Consider the following 16,839-nt stretch of genomic DNA (forward strand, 5'->3'; position numbering starts at 1 on the left):
GCAACAGGCGCGCTCGGCTGGCGTCTGTGCAATCGCGTTGTGGTCCCTCTGGCAGCCGCACAAGATGGTTCAGTACACGTCGCGACGATAGCGCCCGTTGCGTAGCAGTTCCTGTCTGACACCGGCACCGAGGATGGAATCCAGCGCAAGGTCGAGCTCGGGCGCCATGCCGCGCAGGCTGCCGCAGACGTAGATGCAGGCGCCCTGATCGATCCAACGACGCAAGCGATCGGCGGCAGCCGCCAGTGCGTGTTGAACGTAATGCGGCGGCTGTGGTTGGTCGCGCGAGTAGACAAGATCCAGGCGCTCGATCCATCCGTCCTGCAGCCACTGCTGCAGTTCGTCGGCATACAGTGCGTCGTGCGCGGCATTGCGTTCGCCGAACAGCAGCCAGTTGCGACGTGCACCGGCTGCGATGCGTGCACGCAGATGCGCGCGCAGACCGGCGATGCCGGTGCCGTTGCCGATTAGCAGCATCGGCTGGTCGGGTGCGGGCGGGTGGAAGCCGGGGTTGCTGCGCAGGCGCAGCGCTATGGCCGCGCCGATCGGTGCGTGGACGCAGAGCCAGCCGCTACCCAGCCCCAGGCTGCCGTCGGCGTGCCGATGCTCGCGTACCAGCAGTTCGGCGTGGCCTTCCTCGGGAATGGAGGCAAGCGAGTAGTCGCGATGGGGCAAGGCGGCCAGGCGGCGCACCAGTGCTTCTGCGTCCAGTGCTGAATTTCCACCTGTAGTTGCTGTGGCTGTGTCTGTACTCGTATCCGTACCTTGGCCGATTTTGACTCCGGCATCGGCATCGGAACCAAAAGCGGAAACAGGACTGGCGCCGGCACCCACATCGCTACCCAGAGCGGCATCGGCATCGACGGGAAGTTGTGCACCGCCGAGCCAGTCGCGCAGGGTGCGGCCGTCGATTCGCTGCGCGCCATCGCGTTGGTTGCGCTGCAGCCAGGACTCCACCGCGTCCGGCGCATTATGCGGTGCGATCTCCGCGATATCGCCTGCGCTCCAGTGCGGCAAGGCGCCATCGCATGGCGTCAGGCGCAGTCGGTAGACCGGCGCACCCGCGCTACCGGGATTGACGTGGACACGCTCGCGTAGCTGCCAGGCGATATAGGTCGGCAGGCCCCAGTCGGGTTGCGTCGCGAGCGCGGGCGCCAGTTCCGCCAGCAGACGCTGCCATTGCTGCAGCGCGTTCGGGTCAGCGTTATCGACCTCGATGCGCTCGAACAGGCGAGTGGCGCCGCGCGCCTGCAGGCGATCGTCAAGGCGCCGTCCGAACGCGCAGAAGTGCGCATAACCACGATCGCCGAGTGCCAGCAGGGCATAGCGCACGGCAGCCAGATCATGCGCGTCGTCGGCCAGCCAGGCGCGCTCGGCCGCCTGCGCATGATCGGGTGCATCGCCTTCGCCGGTGGTGCTGGCGATGCACAGCAGCCGCGGTACGCGTGCGAGTTGATCGCTATCGACGGCTTCGATCGGCAGCGCATGTGCGGCGACCCCTGCCGATTGCAGCGCGGCAACGCTGCGTTGCGCCAGCTCACGCGCAAATCCGGTCTGGCTTGCCCAGACGATCAACACACCGCTGGCGTGTGCATGGTGTGCGCCACCGCGTTTGCGTGCCCGCAGCAGCACGGCCGCGCACAGGGCCAGATACAGTGCCAGGCCGAGCGCTGCCAGCTGCCAGCGATGCGGCGTGGGTACGCTCCACCAGGTGCCGTCATGCAGGCCGGCCAGCCAGCCGACGATGGCGGCAAGCGCCAGCAGTACCAGCCCGTTGCCGAGCCACACGCGTGAGTTGGCGGTGATCATGACGCGGACAGGTGGCGTTCGAATGCAGGGCTCATGGATTCGAACAGAATGCCGTCCCTGCGCACCAGAAATCGCACGGCCAGTTCTGCACTGCGGGCATGGGCAAGACCGGCATCAATGCCAAGCACAGTCATCGCGGTGGCCCAGGCATCGGCCTGCATTGCATCGGATGCGAGGACGGTGACCGCCGCGGGGGCATGCGGAACGGGCGCGCCGGTGCGTGGGTCGAAGGTGTGCGTATAGCGTGCGCCATCGGCATCGAAGCGGTGCCAGCGATCGCCGGAGGTGGCGACCGCCAGGCCGTCCAATGCCAGCACACGTGCCGGCAGCGCGGTGCCGGCGTCTTCGTCGGGGGCGGATTCGACCAGCACGCGCCACGCGCTGGCGTCGGGCTTGCGTCCGTAACCGAACAATTCGCCGCCGACCTCGATCAATGCACTGTCGATACCCGAGTGCAGTAACGCCCGATGCACGCAATCCACACCGAAGCCCTTGGCGATGCCGGACAGATCCAGTGCCACCGCGCCCGGCTGCAGCACCCGCATGCCATCCAGGCGCAGGCGTTGCCAGCCGCAACGCAGGCTCGCCAACGCGATCGCGTCCGCTGCCGGCACGCGCTGGCGCGCCCCGGCAGCACCGAAGCCCCACAGCTCGACCATCGGGCCGACCGTGGGGTCGAAGGCCCCCTCGCTGGCCTGCGCAATCTCCAATGCTGCGCTCAGCACTGTGTGGAATTCGTCGGGCAGACGGTGCCAGCTGCCTGCCGGTGCACGGTTGTAACGGCTGATATCCGAATCGGCCTCCCAAGTACTCATCTGCACGACCACGCGATCCAGCGCGGCCTGGATGCACGCATGCAAGGGGTGCAGATCGCGCCGGCGCGGCGCCACCAGTTTCACGCTCCAGGTGGTGCCCATGCTGCGGCCGCCGAGCGTGGCGATGGCGTGGTCGGCGGAAGACGATGCGGACATGGACGGATCTTATGAAGATGGGGCGGCAGGATGCACGCTGCGTGCGCTCCTGCCGCGCACCGGCAGATTACTGCGGTAAGACTTCCAGCGTGACGACATAGCCCAGGCGGCGCTGCTTGGCCTGCGGCAGCGAGGTCTTGGTGTCTTCGGTGGTGGTTTCCAGCCAATACATGCCCGGCTCCGGCCAGGTCACGCTGAAGCCGCCCTTGGCATCGGTTTTGAGCTTGATCTCGTTCTGCGCATCGCGATAGCGGGTGCCGCCGCGCACGATCTCGATCTCCAGCCCGGCCGCCGGTTTGCCATCCAGTTGCAGCGTGAACTGCGCCGCTTCGCCGGCAACCAGATCGTTGGGATGGGTCATCGGAATCAACTCGATGCCCTTGCCGGCGGGCTTGAAGACCGTGGTGGTCGGCGCACCGCGGGTGACGAAGGTTTCCACCCGATTGAAGGACTGCGAGACCTGCAGGTCCTGCGCGTTCTTCGGCACTTCGGTGGCGAAGCGGGCTTCGTCGCCGCGCCAGCGCTTTGGCTTGCCGTCTTCCTTCCAGCTGGCGAACAGGCCGGCGTTGACGATGCTCAGCCTGTAGGTGCCGGGCTGGGTGAGCTGCAGATCGAACACGCTGCGGTACTTGCCGGTGGCCGGATTTTCCGGCTTGAGCGCGCTGCCATCGGGCGCGGTGATGCTGAGGTTGTCCAGGCGCAGCGGCACGTGGTTGAAGTAGAACAGGTCGTTGGACACCGCTGCATCCACGGTGATCCACGGCGCCTCACCGGCGATGACGGTCTGCGACGGCAGCAACCAGGCCTTGTGGGCGAGTGCGCTGACCGGCAATGCGGCGAGCATGGCGATCAGGACGAGCGAACGTTTCATGACAACTCCTTGAAGGACGATGAGGACGGTAGGTCACGTGTCTGATCAGCGCGCAGGTATGGCGCTGGGTGGATGCGTGGGAAGCGATATGTGTCTGGCAACGCGATGCACTGCGCACCTGTGCCGCGGCCGGCCGCGTACGCTGCGCGCGGCCGCCACCAGCAGGCAATGCTCAGGGTTTTGCGACCAGGCTGACGGCGCCGAGCTCGCTGCTGCCGCTGGCCTTAGCGGTCTGCGCAGACGTCGCCGGCCAGCTGAAAGGCACCTTGACCAGTTCGCGGCCGCCGACTTCGCGCGCGGCTTCCACCACCAGCGTGTACTGGCCGGCCGGCAGCGACTTCAGCGCGCCCTTGGTATCGGTGAACGACAACGCGTGCGCGCCGGCAGGCCGGGTGGGGCCGGTGACGCCGTCGACCGGCACGTCCAGCGTGCGGCCGCTCTTGCGCCACCACTGGCGCAGATCCGGCAGCCACTTGGTACCGTGGCCTTCGGCGGTGTCCTTGGATTGATACCAGACCGCCAGATTGGCGGCGACCTTCTGGTCGGCACCTTCCAGCCAGATCGCTACGTACGGGCGGTGATATTCGGCGACGTTGAGCTTGGGGATCTCGACGTTGATGTCGAGCGTGGCGGCGTACGCCGGCATGGCGAGCAGGCCGCTCAGGGCGATGGTCAGGGTGGCGCGCATGATCGTCTCCGGTAGGAAAAAAGTCAGTGGATCAACAGCAGGGCGAGCAGCAAGGGAATCAGCAGACCCAGGCCGACCAGTGGCCAGGTCATGCGGCGCTGGCGCGCATGCAGATGCAGCAGGAACAGCCCGGTGATGCAGAACACCAGGCAGGCGATGGCGAACACGTCGATGAACCAGCCCCAGGCCGGCCCGGCATTGCGTCCCTTGTGCAGATCGTTGAGATAGGCGATGGCACCGCGCCCGGTACGCTCGTACTCGATCGCGCCGGTGCTGCGGTCCAGGCTCAGCCACGCATCGCCGCCAGGACGCGGCAGCGCCAGATACACCTCGTCGGCCGACCATTCGCCGGCACGGTTACCGATGCTGATATCCAGCTCACGCCCCAGCCACTGCGCCACGCGTGGCGGCAGCGGGGCATCGCCGTCGTCGCGGGTGCCCAGGGACTTGAGCAATGCCGGCGGCAGCGTGAGCGTGCGGTGTTCGGTCGAGGGGCTGGCTTCGATGCGCCCGGCATGGTTCAAGGTCAGCCCGGTGATGGTGAACAGCAGCATGCCGATCAGGCACAGCGCCGAACTGATCCAGTGCCATTGATGCAGCATGCGCAGCCAGAAACCGCGGCGTTGCTGGGTGGTGGCAAGAGTGTCGTTGGAGGTCGCCATGGCGCGCTCAGGCCACATCCGCTGCGGGCGACGGCCGCAGGTGCGATTGCCGCGCGGCCACTTCGCTCAGCAACGCGCGCAGACGTGGCTGCGTTGCACCCGCCAGCAACGGGGTGAGCTGTTGCAGGAAGCCGGCATGCCCGCCGGCGATCGCACGGCGCATCCATCGCTCGGCCTGGTCGATGTCGCCGGCGTCTGCGAGCAAGGTGGCGTAACCGGCCTGGCCGCGAAAATCGCCTGCCTCGGCAGAGCGGCGGTACCAGTGGCGCGCGGCGGCCGGATCGGCAGTGCAGGCGAGGCCCTGGTCGAGATAGCGCGCCACGAAGTTCATCGATTTGGCATGCCCGCGCTCGGCGGCGGTGCGATACAGCGCCAACGCCTGCGCGTGGTCCTGCGCCACGCCCCGGCCCGAGCCATACAGATGGGCGAGGTTGTACATGCCCCAATCCAGCCCATGCTCGGCGGCGCGGCGGTACCACAGCGCCGCCAGCACCTCGTTGCACGCGGTGCCGAAGCCCAGTTCGTGGCAGCGCCCCAGCTGGTTCATCGCTTCCGGATGCCCGGCATTGGCGGCGACCTCGTACCACAGCATCGCCATGGCTGGATCGGCGGGGATGCCGCGGCCCTCGGCGTAGAGCTGGGCGAGCAGCAGTTGCGCTGCCAGATCCTGGCGCTCGGCGGCCCTGCACAGCAGCGCGACCGCGCGATCGGGTTGCGTGTGCAGCAGCTCGATCAGCTGCGGCGGGTCCAGTGCGGGCTCAGACATCGGCCCATTGCCGCAACAGGTTGTGATAGACGCCGGTGAGCTGGATCAGCGACGGATGGCCGGAGGTGTCCTGGGTGAGCCGCCGGATCGACACATCCAGTTCGAACAGCAAGCGACGCTGCGCATCGTCGCGCAGCATGCTTTGGGTCCAGAAGAAACAGGCGACACGGGCGCCGCGGGTTACCGGCATCACCCGATGCAGGCTGGTGCCGGGATAGATCACCAGGTGCCCGGCCGGCAGCTTCACCGACTGCGTACCGTAGGTGTCCTCGATCACCAGCTCGCCGCCGTCGTAGCTGTCCGGGTCGCTGAGAAACAAGGTGGCCGAAACATCGGTACGCACGGGATCTGCGCCGCCGCGACTGCGGTCATAGCGGATCGCGTTGTCGACGTGATAGCCGAACGATTGCCCGCCGCTATAGCGATTGAACAGCGGCGGATAGATGCGCCGCGGCAATACCGCCGAAAAGAACGTGCTGCTTCGCGAGAGCGCGTCCAGCACCAGCGCGCCGGCCTCGCGTGCGGTGGCGCTGGCTTCGGACAGCTGTGCGTTGTCCTTGGCCTGCGCCGACTGATGGCCGGCGGTGATGCGGCCGTCCGCCCAGTCGGCCGCGTCCAGCCGCGCGCGCAGCTCGGCGAGCTGGGCGGGACTGAGAACATCGGGAATGGGCAGCAACATGCGGTGGTCTCCACGCCGCCCGCGTTGTGCGGACGGCGTGCCAGTGGGTCAGAAACTGAAGGTGGCGCTCAACACCGCCGAGCGGCCTTCGCCCGGAAGCGCCCAGCCATTGCCGGCAGTGACCGTGCCGGCCGCATTGACGGTGAGGTTGTTGCGCACGCTGGTGTAGTACTCCTCGTCGAACAGGTTGTTGACGTTCAACTGCAGGCTGAGCCAGTCGTTGACGCGCAGGCCGACCATTGCGCGGTGCACCCAGTAGTCGTCGGTCTTGAGATAGGCCGCAGCCGAGGCGTTGTTGGGATAGAAACCGCCCTGGTAGGTGACGCCGTAGCCGAAGGTCCACTGGTTGAGCGTATAGGTGGTCCAGATATTGCCGGCATTGCGCGGGGTCTGCACCAGCGCGCGTCCGGCCACCGGGTCTCCGGTGAGGCTCTCGGTGCGGTTGGACACGCTCTGCAGCACTTCGCTGTCCAGGAAGGTGTAGTTGGCGAAGATCGACCAGCGGTCGGTCAGGTAACCGGCGGCGCCAAGCGCGATGCCGTCCACGCGGGCCTTGCCGTCCAGCACCTGCTCGGGGATCAGCGGATCGCCGCTGTTGACCTTGTAGTTTTCGCGCTCGTTGCGGAACAGCGCAGCGGTCAGTGCCAGACGCTGGTCCAGCACGTCCCACTTGCCGCCCAGTTCGATGTTGACCGCCGTTTCGGGCTCGACATTGCAGTTGGCGCCGGCGGTGGCCGTGGCGATCGGCGTGCACGAGCCGTTGACCGAGGCCTTGGACGGCGTCTTGCTGTTGGCGTAGGACAGATACAGGCTGGCGTTCTCCACCGGCTTGAATACCAGGCCGGCGCGATACGAGAACAGGTCCTCCTCGCTGCCGGCCGGGAAGCCTGCGCTCACGCCGGTGACGTTGCCGGCGGCGTTGACGGTGTAGGTGGTGCTGTCGCCTTCGTTGTGTTCGTAGCGGCCGCCCAGGTTGAGCATCCAGTGTTCGTTGAACTGCAGCGTGTCGAACAGGTACACCGCCTGATTGGTCAGGCTGCCCTTGCTGCGCCCGGTGCGGACGTAATTCTGCGGGCCGGTCCAGATGTTGTACGGATTGTCGAAGGACTGCAGCGGATAGGTGATGCCGGTGGCGGAGCCGTCGGCATTGCGGAAGGTGGTGCCGCTATCGAGTTCGAAGTCTTCCTTGCTGAAGGCTACGCCTGCGACCACGCGATGCTCGATGGCGCCGGTGTGCAGGGTGGCGGTCAGGTCGGTCTGGCTGTGCGCGATGAAGTTCTCCGTCTCGCGGACCAGGCCACGCGGGCCGCTGTTGGGATTCCAGCTCGCCGCTGGCTGGCCGACGCAGGCGCGGCCGGTGTACGGGTCGGTGCCGTTGGGCAGGCACCAGGTGCCCTGCAGTGCGGTGGCGTTGGTGGTCTGGTCGACGCGCTGCACGCGCGCCAGAGTGCGCAGTTTGACGTTGTCGTCGAAATCCATTTCCAGCACGCCGGTCAGCATGTCCACGTCGATTTCCTGACGCGAGGTGTTGCGGTAACCGAAGAAGGTTTCCGGGTCCACGCCCGGCAGCGGGCCGTCGTTGAACGGACTGAGCGCGAACGGCACGCCGTACTGCGGCAGGTTGTTGTCGTGCTGGTGCAGGTAGCTCAGGGTGAAGCGGGTATCCGAGCCCAGGCCGAACGCCACCGACGGCGCAAAGCCCCAGCGGTGACGGAATTCCTCGTTACGCCCCGGCACGTCCTGGGTGTGGCCCATCGCGTTCAGGCGCACGGCGGTGCCGTTCTCGAAGTCGTGATTGCTGTCGGCGGTCAGCCGTCCATAGCGATCGCTGCCGCCGCCGACCACCACATTGGTGAAGTCGCCCTGGCCGGCGGTCTTGGTGACCAGATTGATGTTGCCGCCGACCGAGCCGGCGCCGGACATCGCCGAATTGGCGCCGTTGATCAGTTCCACCGCTTCCAGGTTGAAGATGTCGCTGCGGCTGTATTGCGCGCTGTCACGCACGCCATCGGTGGTGATGTCGCTGCTGGCGGTGAAGCCGCGCAGGTTGATGCTGTCGCCGTAGCCGCCGCCGCCTTCGCCCGCGCCAAAGGTGATGCCGGGCAGGGTGCTGAGCACGTCGCGCAGCGACAGCAGGTTCTGCTGGTCCATGGTCTGCTTGGTGACCACGGTGATCGTCTGCGGCGTGTCGCGCAGCACCTCGGTGTACTTGGGCGAGGATGGCTTCTGCGCGCGTTCCTGTTGCACCCGGATGGCGTCCAGATCGACCGCGCCCGGAGGTGCCGGCGCATCGCCAGGCTGGGCGAAGGCAGGAGCGGACAGCGTCAGCAGCACGGCCGAGGTGAGCGGGGAAATCCTGGGAGTCATGAGGCGTCTCGAAGAGGAAAGCGAGGCTCCTGCCTGGCGATGGCTCGGCGGATGCGGATGGGAAGGCAGATCGGAAAATGCGCGCCCGCTAGCCCGAGGCGGCCAATTGACCCGACCAGTTTCCGGCCACGCACCGGCGCTGCGCAGCGGGGCGCAAACGAGGCAAGGTCAGGAAGGAAGTGCCGAGCAGAATTGGGCGCATGGGATCGCAGGGCAGGCCAGTTGTTAAGAAGGCCTGAAGGGCTGAGATCTTAAATGAAAATCATTCTTCTTTGCAATGATTGTCGTCTGGCGCCACACATCGAGGCAACCACGCTGCCCGGAGCGTCAGGCCTTGCGCCATCGATCTGAGGTCGCAGGGACCTTGGCATGTATGCGCCCTGGCAAGATGCCCACGTGCCGCCATCGGGCTGGTCGAGCTCGTTGATGGCGCAGCGCCTCTTCTCAGGCAGGCTGCAGATCCGCAGATGCCAGGGGGGGCGTGCGGCCGGGGCCGAGACTTCGGATCAGAGCCTCGGGTGGTCTCCGCTCAAGGGTGTCGTGTCACGCACGGATCCGGCGGTTGTCAGCGGTCGTCGCGGGTCCAGATGCCGCCGTGTTCGCGCTTGACCGGGAATTTGGGCACCGCGGTGTAGGCCGGCGCACAGAGCGGGCGGCCGTCGCGGATGTCGAAGCGCGCGCTGTGCAGCAGGCACTCGATGCTGCCTTCTGCGGTGTCGAACGCGCCCGGCGACAATTCATAGTCTTCGTGGCTACAGCGGTCTTCCAGCGCATACAACTCGCCGTCGAGGTTGAAGATCACGATCGGGGTATCGGTCACCTCGTCCCAGACGGTCTGCAGCTCGCCGGGCAGCAGCGCCTCGCTGGCGCAGACGAAGGTCCAGGCCTGGTTCACAGCGCTGCGCCGCCGAGCGGTTTTTCCAGTACCTCGAAGCGCAGGTCCTGGCGCAGCGGCACACCGAACCGCTCGTCGCCATACGGGAACGGTTTGGTGATGCCGGTGCGGCGATAGCCGCGCCGCTGGTAAAACGCAATCAGCTCGTCGCGAATGTCGATCACCGTCATCCGCATCACCGGCAGCTGCCACTCGCTGTAGGCGATACGCTCGGCCTCGGCCAGCAGCGTCTTGCCGAGCCCGCTGCCCTGTAGCGAGGGGTCCACCGCAAACATGCCGAAGTAGCCGGCACCGTGGTCGTCGGCGATATGCGCACAGGCCAGGAGGCGCCCGTCCTGCTCGACCAGCAGCACCAGGCTGCGATCGCGCAACAGGTCCTCGCGCAGCACCGCAGGATCGATCCGCGCGCCGTCCAGAAAGTCGGCCTCGGTGGTCCAGCCAACGCGACTGACATCACCGCGATAGGCCGAGGTCACCAGCGAGACAAGGGCGTCGATGTCGTCGACGGTGGCGGTTCGGAAGGTGGTGGTCTGCATGGGGTGCAGTTTAGCGGGAGTCGGGATTGGGGAATCGGGAATCGGGAATCGGGAATCGGGAATCGGGAATCGGGAATCGGGAATCGGGAATCGGGAATCGGGAATCGGGAATCGGGAATCGGGAAAAGCGTTGCGCCGCTTGATGAGCTACTTCCAACGTGTCGAACTGCATCAGTATGCGCGAGAGCGCTTTTTCGATTCTCCATTCCCGATTCCAATCAACCCAGCAACCGACGCACCTTCACCAACGCAGCAACAAAGCGCTCGATCTCGTCATGCGTGTTGTAGAACGCCAGCGAGGCGCGGCAGGTGGCGGCGACGCCGTAGTACTGCAGCAGCGGATGCGCGCAGTGCTGACCCGAGCGGATCGCGATCCCTTCCAGGTCGAGCAGGGTGGCCAAGTCATGGGCATGCGCGCCTTCGATCAGGAACGACACCACGGCGGCCTTGTCCGGCGTGGTGCCGAAGATGCGCAGGCCGTCGATGCGCTGCAGCTCCTCGGTGAAATGCGCCAGCAGCTCGGCCTCGCGCGCTTCCACATGCGCCAGCCCGATCGATTCCAGGTAGTCGACTGCGGAACCCAGGCCGATGAAACCGGCGATGTTGGGCGTGCCGGCTTCGAACTTGTGCGGGGCATCGTTGAACACGGTGCCCTCGAAACTGACCTCCTTGATCATCTCGCCGCCGCCCAGAAACGGTGGCATCGCCTGCAGGTGCTCGCGCCGCGCCCACAGCGCGCCGGTACCGGTGGGCCCACACATCTTGTGGCCGGTGATGGCGTAGAAATCGCAGCCGATGCCGGCCACGTCGATACGCCGATGCGGCGCGGCCTGCGAACCGTCCACCACGGTGACGATGCCGCGCTTGCGCGCCTCGCGGCAGATCTCGCGCACCGGATTGACCGTACCCAGCACGTTGGACACATGCGTGATCGCCAGCAGCTTGACCTCCGGCGTCATCGCCGTGCGCAAGGCGTCCAGATCCAGCGCGCCGTCCGGCGTGATCTCCGCCACGCGAATGGTGGCGCCGGTGCGTTGCGCCACCAACTGCCACGGCACGATGTTGGCGTGGTGCTCCATGCGCGAGATCAGGATCACATCGCCGCGACCCAGGCGCGGCAGCGCCCAGGAATAGGCGACCAGATTGATCGCAAAGGTCGTACCGCTGCACAGCACCAGCTCGTCGGTGCGTACGTTGAGAAACCGTGCAAGCTTGCTGCGCGCGCCCTCGAATGCGTCGGTGGCTTCGGTGCCCAGCGCATGCACCGCGCGGCTCACATTGGCGTTCTGACGACGATAGAACTCGTCGGTCGCGGCGATGACCTGCAGCGGCTTCTGCCCGGTGTTGGCGTTGTCGAAATAGATCAGCGGCTTGCCGTGCACCTGCCGCATCAACAACGGGAAATCCGAGCGCACGCGTTCCCAATCCGGCGCGGCGAGGTGCGTGACGGCGGGTGCGCTCATGCCACGCCTGCCGAGGCCAGTGCGCGGTCCAGCTGCAGCGCCAGCACCGCACTCAGCGCTGCGGGCAGTACGCGCAGCGGCTCGTGGCAGAACGCGGCGCTCAACAAGCGCTGCGCCTGGGCCTGCGGCAGGCCGCGCGAGCGCAGATAGAACAAGGCGTTGTCGTCGAGCTGACCGACGGTTGCGCCATGCGCGGCCTGTACTTCCTCGGCATCGATCACCAGCACCGGCTGGGTGTCGATCTCGGCATTGGCCGACAGCAGCAGATTCTTGTTCGACAGCCGCGCATCGGTGCCGTCTGCACCGGGACGGATGTTGATGCCGCCGTGGAAGACCACTCGGCTGCGATCGGCGCCCACGCCGCGCCAGACCAGCTCGCAGGTGGTGTCGCGTGCGATGTGCGCGATGCCCAGACGTGTATCGACATGGCGGCGGCCGTTGCCGAGCAGCACGCCATTGGCGATCAGTTGGGCGTTGTTGCCTTCCAGGCGCACGTTGAGCTCGTGGCGCGACAGGTGGGCACCCAGTTCCAGATCCACGCGCTGGTAGCGCGCATTGCGCGCCAGCGCCGCATCGGTCCGCAGCAGCGCCGTTGCGTGCGCACTGCCGGCCTGCACGCGGGCATGCGACAGCACCGCATCCTGGGCCAGATGGACATGCATCAGGCTGTTGTGCAGATGCGCGGCATCGCCGACATGCAGGTGATGCTCTACCACATTCAGCGCAGCGCCGGCGCGCAGTTCGATCAGGTGGCGGTGATGCCAGGACAGATCGTGCTCGGCGGCCGCGCCGATAAAGACCAGGTGCAGCGGCGCCTCGATCTGCGCGCCTTCCTGCACGTGAACCAGCACGCCTTCGTCGGCAAGCGCGGCGTTGAGGCGCGCAAAGATTTCATCGCTGCCTTCGAAACGGCGACCAAGCAATTGCTGGGCACCGTCGCCGTCTCCTGCGGCAAGCGACGCGGACAAGGTGTCCAGCCGCACGCCGTCCGGCAGCGTCGACAGTTCGCTCAATGCGTCGGACGGGCGGCCGTTGACGAACACCAGCCGCGGCGATGGGATCTCGTCCAGCAGCGCCGCATCGATCAATGTGGGCACCAGCGGCGCGGGCTGGAAACTGCGCCGCTCCAGTTGCCGCAGCGAGGTGTACTTCCAGGCTTCGGCGCGCGGACCGGGCAGGCCGGTCTGCAGCGCGGCATCGAGTTCGACCCGACGCGCGTCGTTGCCCTTGAAGCCGCGGGCGAGGGAATCCAGCAGGGCGCTCATCAGGCAGCCGCCTCGGGTACCACGCGGTCCTTGAGGAAGTGGTAGCCGTGCTTTTCCAGCTCCAGCGCCAGTTCCGGGCCGCCGCTCTGCACGATGCGGCCCTCGGCCAGCACATGCACCACGTCCGGGGTGATGTAGTCGAGCAGACGCTGATAGTGGGTGATCACCAGGAACGAACGCTCCGGCGAGCGCAGCGCGTTGATGCCGTCGGCCACGCTCTTGAGCGCATCGATGTCCAGGCCCGAATCGGTCTCGTCCAGGATGGCGAGCTTGGGTTCGAGCACGGCCAGCTGGAAGATCTCGTTGCGCTTCTTTTCGCCGCCGGAGAACCCTTCGTTGACGCCGCGATGCAGCAGCTCGTCCTTCAGATGCAGCACGGCCAGCTTCTGCCGCACCAGCTTGAGGAACTGCATCGAGTCCAGCTCGTCCTCGCCACGCGCCTTGCGCTGCGCATTGAGGGCGGCGCGCAGGAAGTAGGTGTTGTTGACACCGGGGATTTCCACCGGGTACTGGAAGGCCAGGAACAGGCCGGCTGCCGCGCGTTCTTCCGGCGACAGGTCGAGCAGGTCCTTGCCTTCGAACTGCACGGTGCCGGCGCTGACGTCATAACCGTCGCGCCCGGCCAGCACATTGCCCAGCGTGGATTTGCCTGCGCCATTGGGCCCCATGATGGCGTGCACCTGACCCGGCTGGATGTCCAGCGACAAGCCCTTGAGGATATCTTTGCCGGCAATGCTGGCGTGGAGGTTTTCGATGGTCAGCATGTCACTTCACTTCCGCAGAATTTTTAATGGAACCGGCGCACATCTCGCCTTCCTCGACGCCGTCAAGCCAGGCCTGCAGCTGCTTCACGCGCTGCAGGGTCAGCTCGGCCTCGATCTGGCCGACGCACATCGGATAGACCGAGCCGTATTCGGCGGTGGGATCGGCGTGCGCGGTGAGCGGCATCCGGGCCTCCAGCTCGGCGTCGCGGAACGCGAGCCAGCGCTGCTGGGCGAGCTTGAGCTTGGCCAGGAACAACGGGCTGTCGGCGTACTTGGCCTGGATCGCCTTCCAGGTCCGGTTGAGGCGGGCGTCGGCGTCCTTGAACTCGTTCGCGGCGCACTGATTCAGCGCGCCCTGGCTGGGGGCGTCGTAGCAACTGGGGGCGGGCGCCGGCGCGGCCGCCAGGGCCAGCGTCGGCAGCGCCGAGGCCAGCAGCAGAAGCAAAGGCCTGATCATCCGACCGATCCCTCCAGCGAGACTTCCAGCAGCTTCTTGGCTTCCACCGCGAACTCCATCGGCAGTTCGCGGAACACCTGCTTGCAGAAGCCGTCGACGATCAGCGACACCGCGTCTTCCTGGCTGATGCCGCGCGCGCGGCAATAGAACAGCTGGTCGTCGCTGATCTTGGAGGTGGTGGCCTCGTGCTCGACGGTGGCGCCGGGATTCTTCACCTCGATGTAGGGGAAGGTATGCGCGCCGCACTGCTTGCCGATCAGCAGCGAATCGCACTGGGTGTAGTTGCGCGCGCCGTCGGCGTTGCGGTCGACCTTGACCAGGCCGCGATAGGTGTTCTGCCCGCGCCCGGCGCTGATGCCCTTGCTAACGATCTTGCTCTTGGTGCGTTTGCCGATGTGGATCATCTTGGTGCCGGTGTCGGCCTGCTGGCGATGGTGGGTCAGCGCGACCGAGTGGAACTCGCCCACCGAGTCGTCGCCGAGCAGCACGCACGAGGGATACTTCCAGGTGATCGCCGAGCCGGTTTCGACCTGGGTCCAGGTGACCTTGCTGCGCGCGCCACGGCATTCGGCACGCTTGGTGACAAAGTTGTAGATGCCGCCACGGCCTTCTTCGTCGCCCGGGTACCAGTTCTGCACGGTCGAATACTTGATCTCGGCATCTTCCAGCGTCACCAGCTCGACCACCGCCGCGTGCAACTGGTTCTCGTCGCGCATCGGCGCGGTGCAGCCTTCCAGGTACGACACATAGGCCTTGTCTTCGCACACGATCAGGGTGCGCTCGAACTGCCCGGTATGGCCGGCGTTGATGCGGAAATAGGTGCTCAGTTCCATCGGGCAACGCACGCCCGCAGGAATGAACACGAAGCTGCCATCGGAGAACACCGCCGAGTTGAGCGCGGCGAAATAGTTGTCACCGACCGGCACCACACTGCCCAGATACTGTTTGACGATTTCCGGATGTTCCTTGATCGCCTCGGACATCGAGCAGAAGATCACGCCCTTTTCGGCCAGTTCCTTGCGGAAGGTGGTGCCGACAGAGACCGAATCGAACACCGCATCCACCGCCACGCCGGCCAGCCGGGCACGCTCGTGCAGCGGCACGCCGAGTTTGTCGTAGGTGTCGAGCAGTTCCTTGGGCACATCGTCCAGCGAGGCGTACTTCGGGCCCTTGGGCGCAGAGTAATAGCTCAACGCCTGGAAATCGATTGGCGAGACCTTCAACTTCGCCCATTCCGGCATCGGCATCTTCAGCCAGTGCCGGTACGCCTCAAGACGCCAGTCGGTCATCCATTGCGGCTCGTCCTTCTTGGCCGACAACGCACGGATGACGTCCTCGTCCAGGCCGGGCGGAAGCGAGTCCGATTCGATCTCGGTGATGAAGCCGGCGTCATAGCGTCGGCCCAGCCGTTCGATAATTTCGGCATTCTGCGGGGGTGCAAGTTCGGTGGCCATCGGGCTGCCTACAGGGTCAGGTGGTCGCGACGCGTGCGGCGATGGAACGCCGACGGCCGTCGCCAGGGAGAGAGAGGGGCTGCAACATCTGTGCGAGCGTGACGCGACGCAATGCATCGCCGACCACGTCGTTGATCAGGCGCCAGTTGGAGCGCACGCCGCATGTCTGCGCGATGCCGCACTGGCTGTGGTCCTGGCTGCATTCGGTGATCGCCAGCGGGCCTTCCATCGCCTCGACGATTTCCACCAGCGTGATCTCGCTGGCCGCGCGCGCCAGCCGGTAGCCACCGTGCACGCCGCGCAGCCCTTCGACCAGGCCCGCTTGCGACAGCGGCTTGAGGATCTTGCTCACGGTCGGCGCTTCCAGGCCGGCCTGCTCGGCAAGTTCGCTGGCGCTGAGCACCTGACCGCAGCGCGCTGCCAAGACGGTCAACACGACAGTGGCGTAATCGGTGAGTTTGGTGACGCGCAACATGAGGAAGGCGATAAATCCTAAAGCGGACCGAAATTGTACGCTTTCAGCCGGAGCAGGGCCACCTGCCCGGTTCAGCCGCCGGCAAGCAGTAGCCGTTGCGGTTTCTGGTGCGCTTGTGCTTGGCGCATCGTCGCGCTGCAGTCACAATGAGCGGCCCCATCACTGGACCCCTTCATGTCGCGCAAAGTTGCCGCCCGCAAGTCACGTATCCACGGCAATGGCATGTTCGCCCTCGCCGCGCTCCGCAAAGGCGAGCGCATCATCCAGTACAAGGGGCGCCTGCGCACGCACGCGCAAGTGGATGCCGATGACACCGGCGATGTGGAGAGCGGCCACACCTTCCTGTTCACGCTCAGCGACGACTACGTGCTGGATGCCAATTACGAAGGCAACGTCGCGCGCTGGATCAACCACAGCTGCAATCCCAACTGCGAAGCGGTGATCGAAGAGGCCGAAGGCGAGGACCGCAGCAAGGACAAGATCTTCATCGAGGCCAAGCGCGCGATCAAGGCCGGCGAAGAGCTCACCTACAACTACGGCATCACCCTGGCCGAGCGGCATACGCCGCGCTTGAAGAAGATCTGGGCATGCCGCTGCGGGTCGAAGAACTGCACCGGCACGATGCTGCAGCCCAAGCGCTGAGCATCCGCATCCGGCTGCCGCACTGACGCGGCGCACACATCGATTCACTCATGCGCAACAGGTACATGCCTAGCG

General features: G+C 66.0%; 17 protein-coding genes. 1 reads left to right on the forward strand and 16 read right to left on the reverse strand.

Features of this window, described 5'->3' with window-relative positions; translation table 11 throughout:
- Positions 1-69: 69 nt before the first annotated feature.
- The 16 genes from FHT09_RS04320 to FHT09_RS04395 all read right to left on the reverse strand — a co-directional run bounded on the left by FHT09_RS04320 (position 70) and on the right by FHT09_RS04395 (position 16,122).
- Positions 70-1,809, reverse strand: coding sequence for a flavodoxin domain-containing protein (locus FHT09_RS04320; RefSeq protein ID WP_104535935.1), 1,740 nt, complete (start codon positions 1,807-1,809; stop codon positions 70-72).
- Positions 1,806-2,780 carry an FAD:protein FMN transferase gene (locus tag FHT09_RS04325; protein ID WP_104606065.1) on the reverse strand — a complete coding sequence of 325 codons (975 nt, stop codon included), beginning with the start codon at positions 2,778-2,780 and terminating at the stop codon, positions 1,806-1,808. Before FHT09_RS04325 ends, FHT09_RS04320 begins: the two co-directional genes overlap by 4 nt.
- 67 nt (positions 2,781-2,847) lie before the next feature.
- Positions 2,848-3,651, reverse strand: a complete 804-nt coding sequence (locus FHT09_RS04330; protein ID WP_104606066.1) for a DUF4198 domain-containing protein — start codon at positions 3,649-3,651, stop codon at positions 2,848-2,850.
- A gap of 172 nt (positions 3,652-3,823) precedes the next feature.
- Positions 3,824-4,339, reverse strand: a complete 516-nt coding sequence (locus FHT09_RS04335; RefSeq protein WP_104606067.1) for a DUF2271 domain-containing protein — start codon at positions 4,337-4,339, stop codon at positions 3,824-3,826.
- A 23-nt stretch (positions 4,340-4,362) separates the two neighbouring features.
- Entirely contained in the window at positions 4,363-5,001 is a 639-nt protein-coding gene (locus tag FHT09_RS04340; RefSeq protein WP_104535931.1) for a PepSY-associated TM helix domain-containing protein, read from the reverse strand.
- A gap of 7 nt (positions 5,002-5,008) precedes the next feature.
- Complete coding sequence (locus tag FHT09_RS04345; RefSeq protein ID WP_104606068.1) at positions 5,009-5,767, reverse strand: tetratricopeptide repeat protein; 759 nt, start codon at positions 5,765-5,767, stop codon at positions 5,009-5,011.
- Entirely contained in the window at positions 5,760-6,446 is a 687-nt protein-coding gene (locus FHT09_RS04350; RefSeq protein WP_104606069.1) for a Fe2+-dependent dioxygenase, read from the reverse strand. Before FHT09_RS04350 ends, FHT09_RS04345 begins: the two co-directional genes overlap by 8 nt.
- A 48-nt stretch (positions 6,447-6,494) precedes the next feature.
- The gene (locus FHT09_RS04355; RefSeq protein ID WP_104606070.1) at positions 6,495-8,813 is read right to left on the reverse strand and encodes a TonB-dependent siderophore receptor; all 2,319 of its coding nucleotides are present in this window, start codon (positions 8,811-8,813) and stop codon (positions 6,495-6,497) included.
- A gap of 565 nt (positions 8,814-9,378) precedes the next feature.
- Positions 9,379-9,708: a non-heme iron oxygenase ferredoxin subunit gene (locus FHT09_RS04360; RefSeq protein ID WP_047129065.1), complete on the reverse strand. Its 330-nt coding sequence runs from the start codon at positions 9,706-9,708 to the stop codon at positions 9,379-9,381.
- A complete protein-coding gene (locus FHT09_RS04365) occupies positions 9,705-10,244 on the reverse strand; it encodes a GNAT family N-acetyltransferase (protein WP_104606071.1) in 540 nt (179 codons plus the stop codon). The genes FHT09_RS04360 and FHT09_RS04365 overlap by 4 nt, the downstream gene beginning before the upstream one ends.
- Before the next feature lie 218 nt (positions 10,245-10,462).
- Positions 10,463-11,707: a cysteine desulfurase gene (locus FHT09_RS04370; RefSeq protein ID WP_104606072.1), complete on the reverse strand. Its 1,245-nt coding sequence runs from the start codon at positions 11,705-11,707 to the stop codon at positions 10,463-10,465.
- Complete coding sequence (gene sufD / locus FHT09_RS04375) at positions 11,704-12,972, reverse strand: Fe-S cluster assembly protein SufD (RefSeq protein ID WP_104606073.1); 1,269 nt, start codon at positions 12,970-12,972, stop codon at positions 11,704-11,706. Before sufD ends, FHT09_RS04370 begins: the two co-directional genes overlap by 4 nt.
- The gene (gene sufC, locus FHT09_RS04380) at positions 12,972-13,736 is read right to left on the reverse strand and encodes a Fe-S cluster assembly ATPase SufC (RefSeq protein WP_104606074.1); all 765 of its coding nucleotides are present in this window, start codon (positions 13,734-13,736) and stop codon (positions 12,972-12,974) included. The genes sufD and sufC overlap by 1 nt, the downstream gene beginning before the upstream one ends.
- A gap of 1 nt (position 13,737) precedes the next feature.
- The gene (locus FHT09_RS04385) at positions 13,738-14,193 is read right to left on the reverse strand and encodes a lysozyme inhibitor LprI family protein (RefSeq protein ID WP_104535923.1); all 456 of its coding nucleotides are present in this window, start codon (positions 14,191-14,193) and stop codon (positions 13,738-13,740) included.
- Complete coding sequence (gene sufB, locus FHT09_RS04390) at positions 14,190-15,647, reverse strand: Fe-S cluster assembly protein SufB (protein WP_102584994.1); 1,458 nt, start codon at positions 15,645-15,647, stop codon at positions 14,190-14,192. Before sufB ends, FHT09_RS04385 begins: the two co-directional genes overlap by 4 nt.
- A gap of 16 nt (positions 15,648-15,663) precedes the next feature.
- A complete protein-coding gene (locus FHT09_RS04395; protein ID WP_104535922.1) occupies positions 15,664-16,122 on the reverse strand; it encodes an SUF system Fe-S cluster assembly regulator in 459 nt (152 codons plus the stop codon).
- A gap of 174 nt (positions 16,123-16,296) precedes the next feature.
- Here FHT09_RS04395 and FHT09_RS04400 point away from each other — a divergent pair, with 174 nt between their 5' ends.
- Complete coding sequence (locus tag FHT09_RS04400) at positions 16,297-16,764, forward strand: SET domain-containing protein-lysine N-methyltransferase (protein ID WP_104606075.1); 468 nt, start codon at positions 16,297-16,299, stop codon at positions 16,762-16,764.
- Positions 16,765-16,839: the final 75 nt, after the last annotated feature.

This window comes from Xanthomonas sp. CFBP 8152 (genome assembly GCF_014199025.1).
Taxonomy (GTDB): domain Bacteria; phylum Pseudomonadota; class Gammaproteobacteria; order Xanthomonadales; family Xanthomonadaceae; genus Xanthomonas; species Xanthomonas arboricola_B.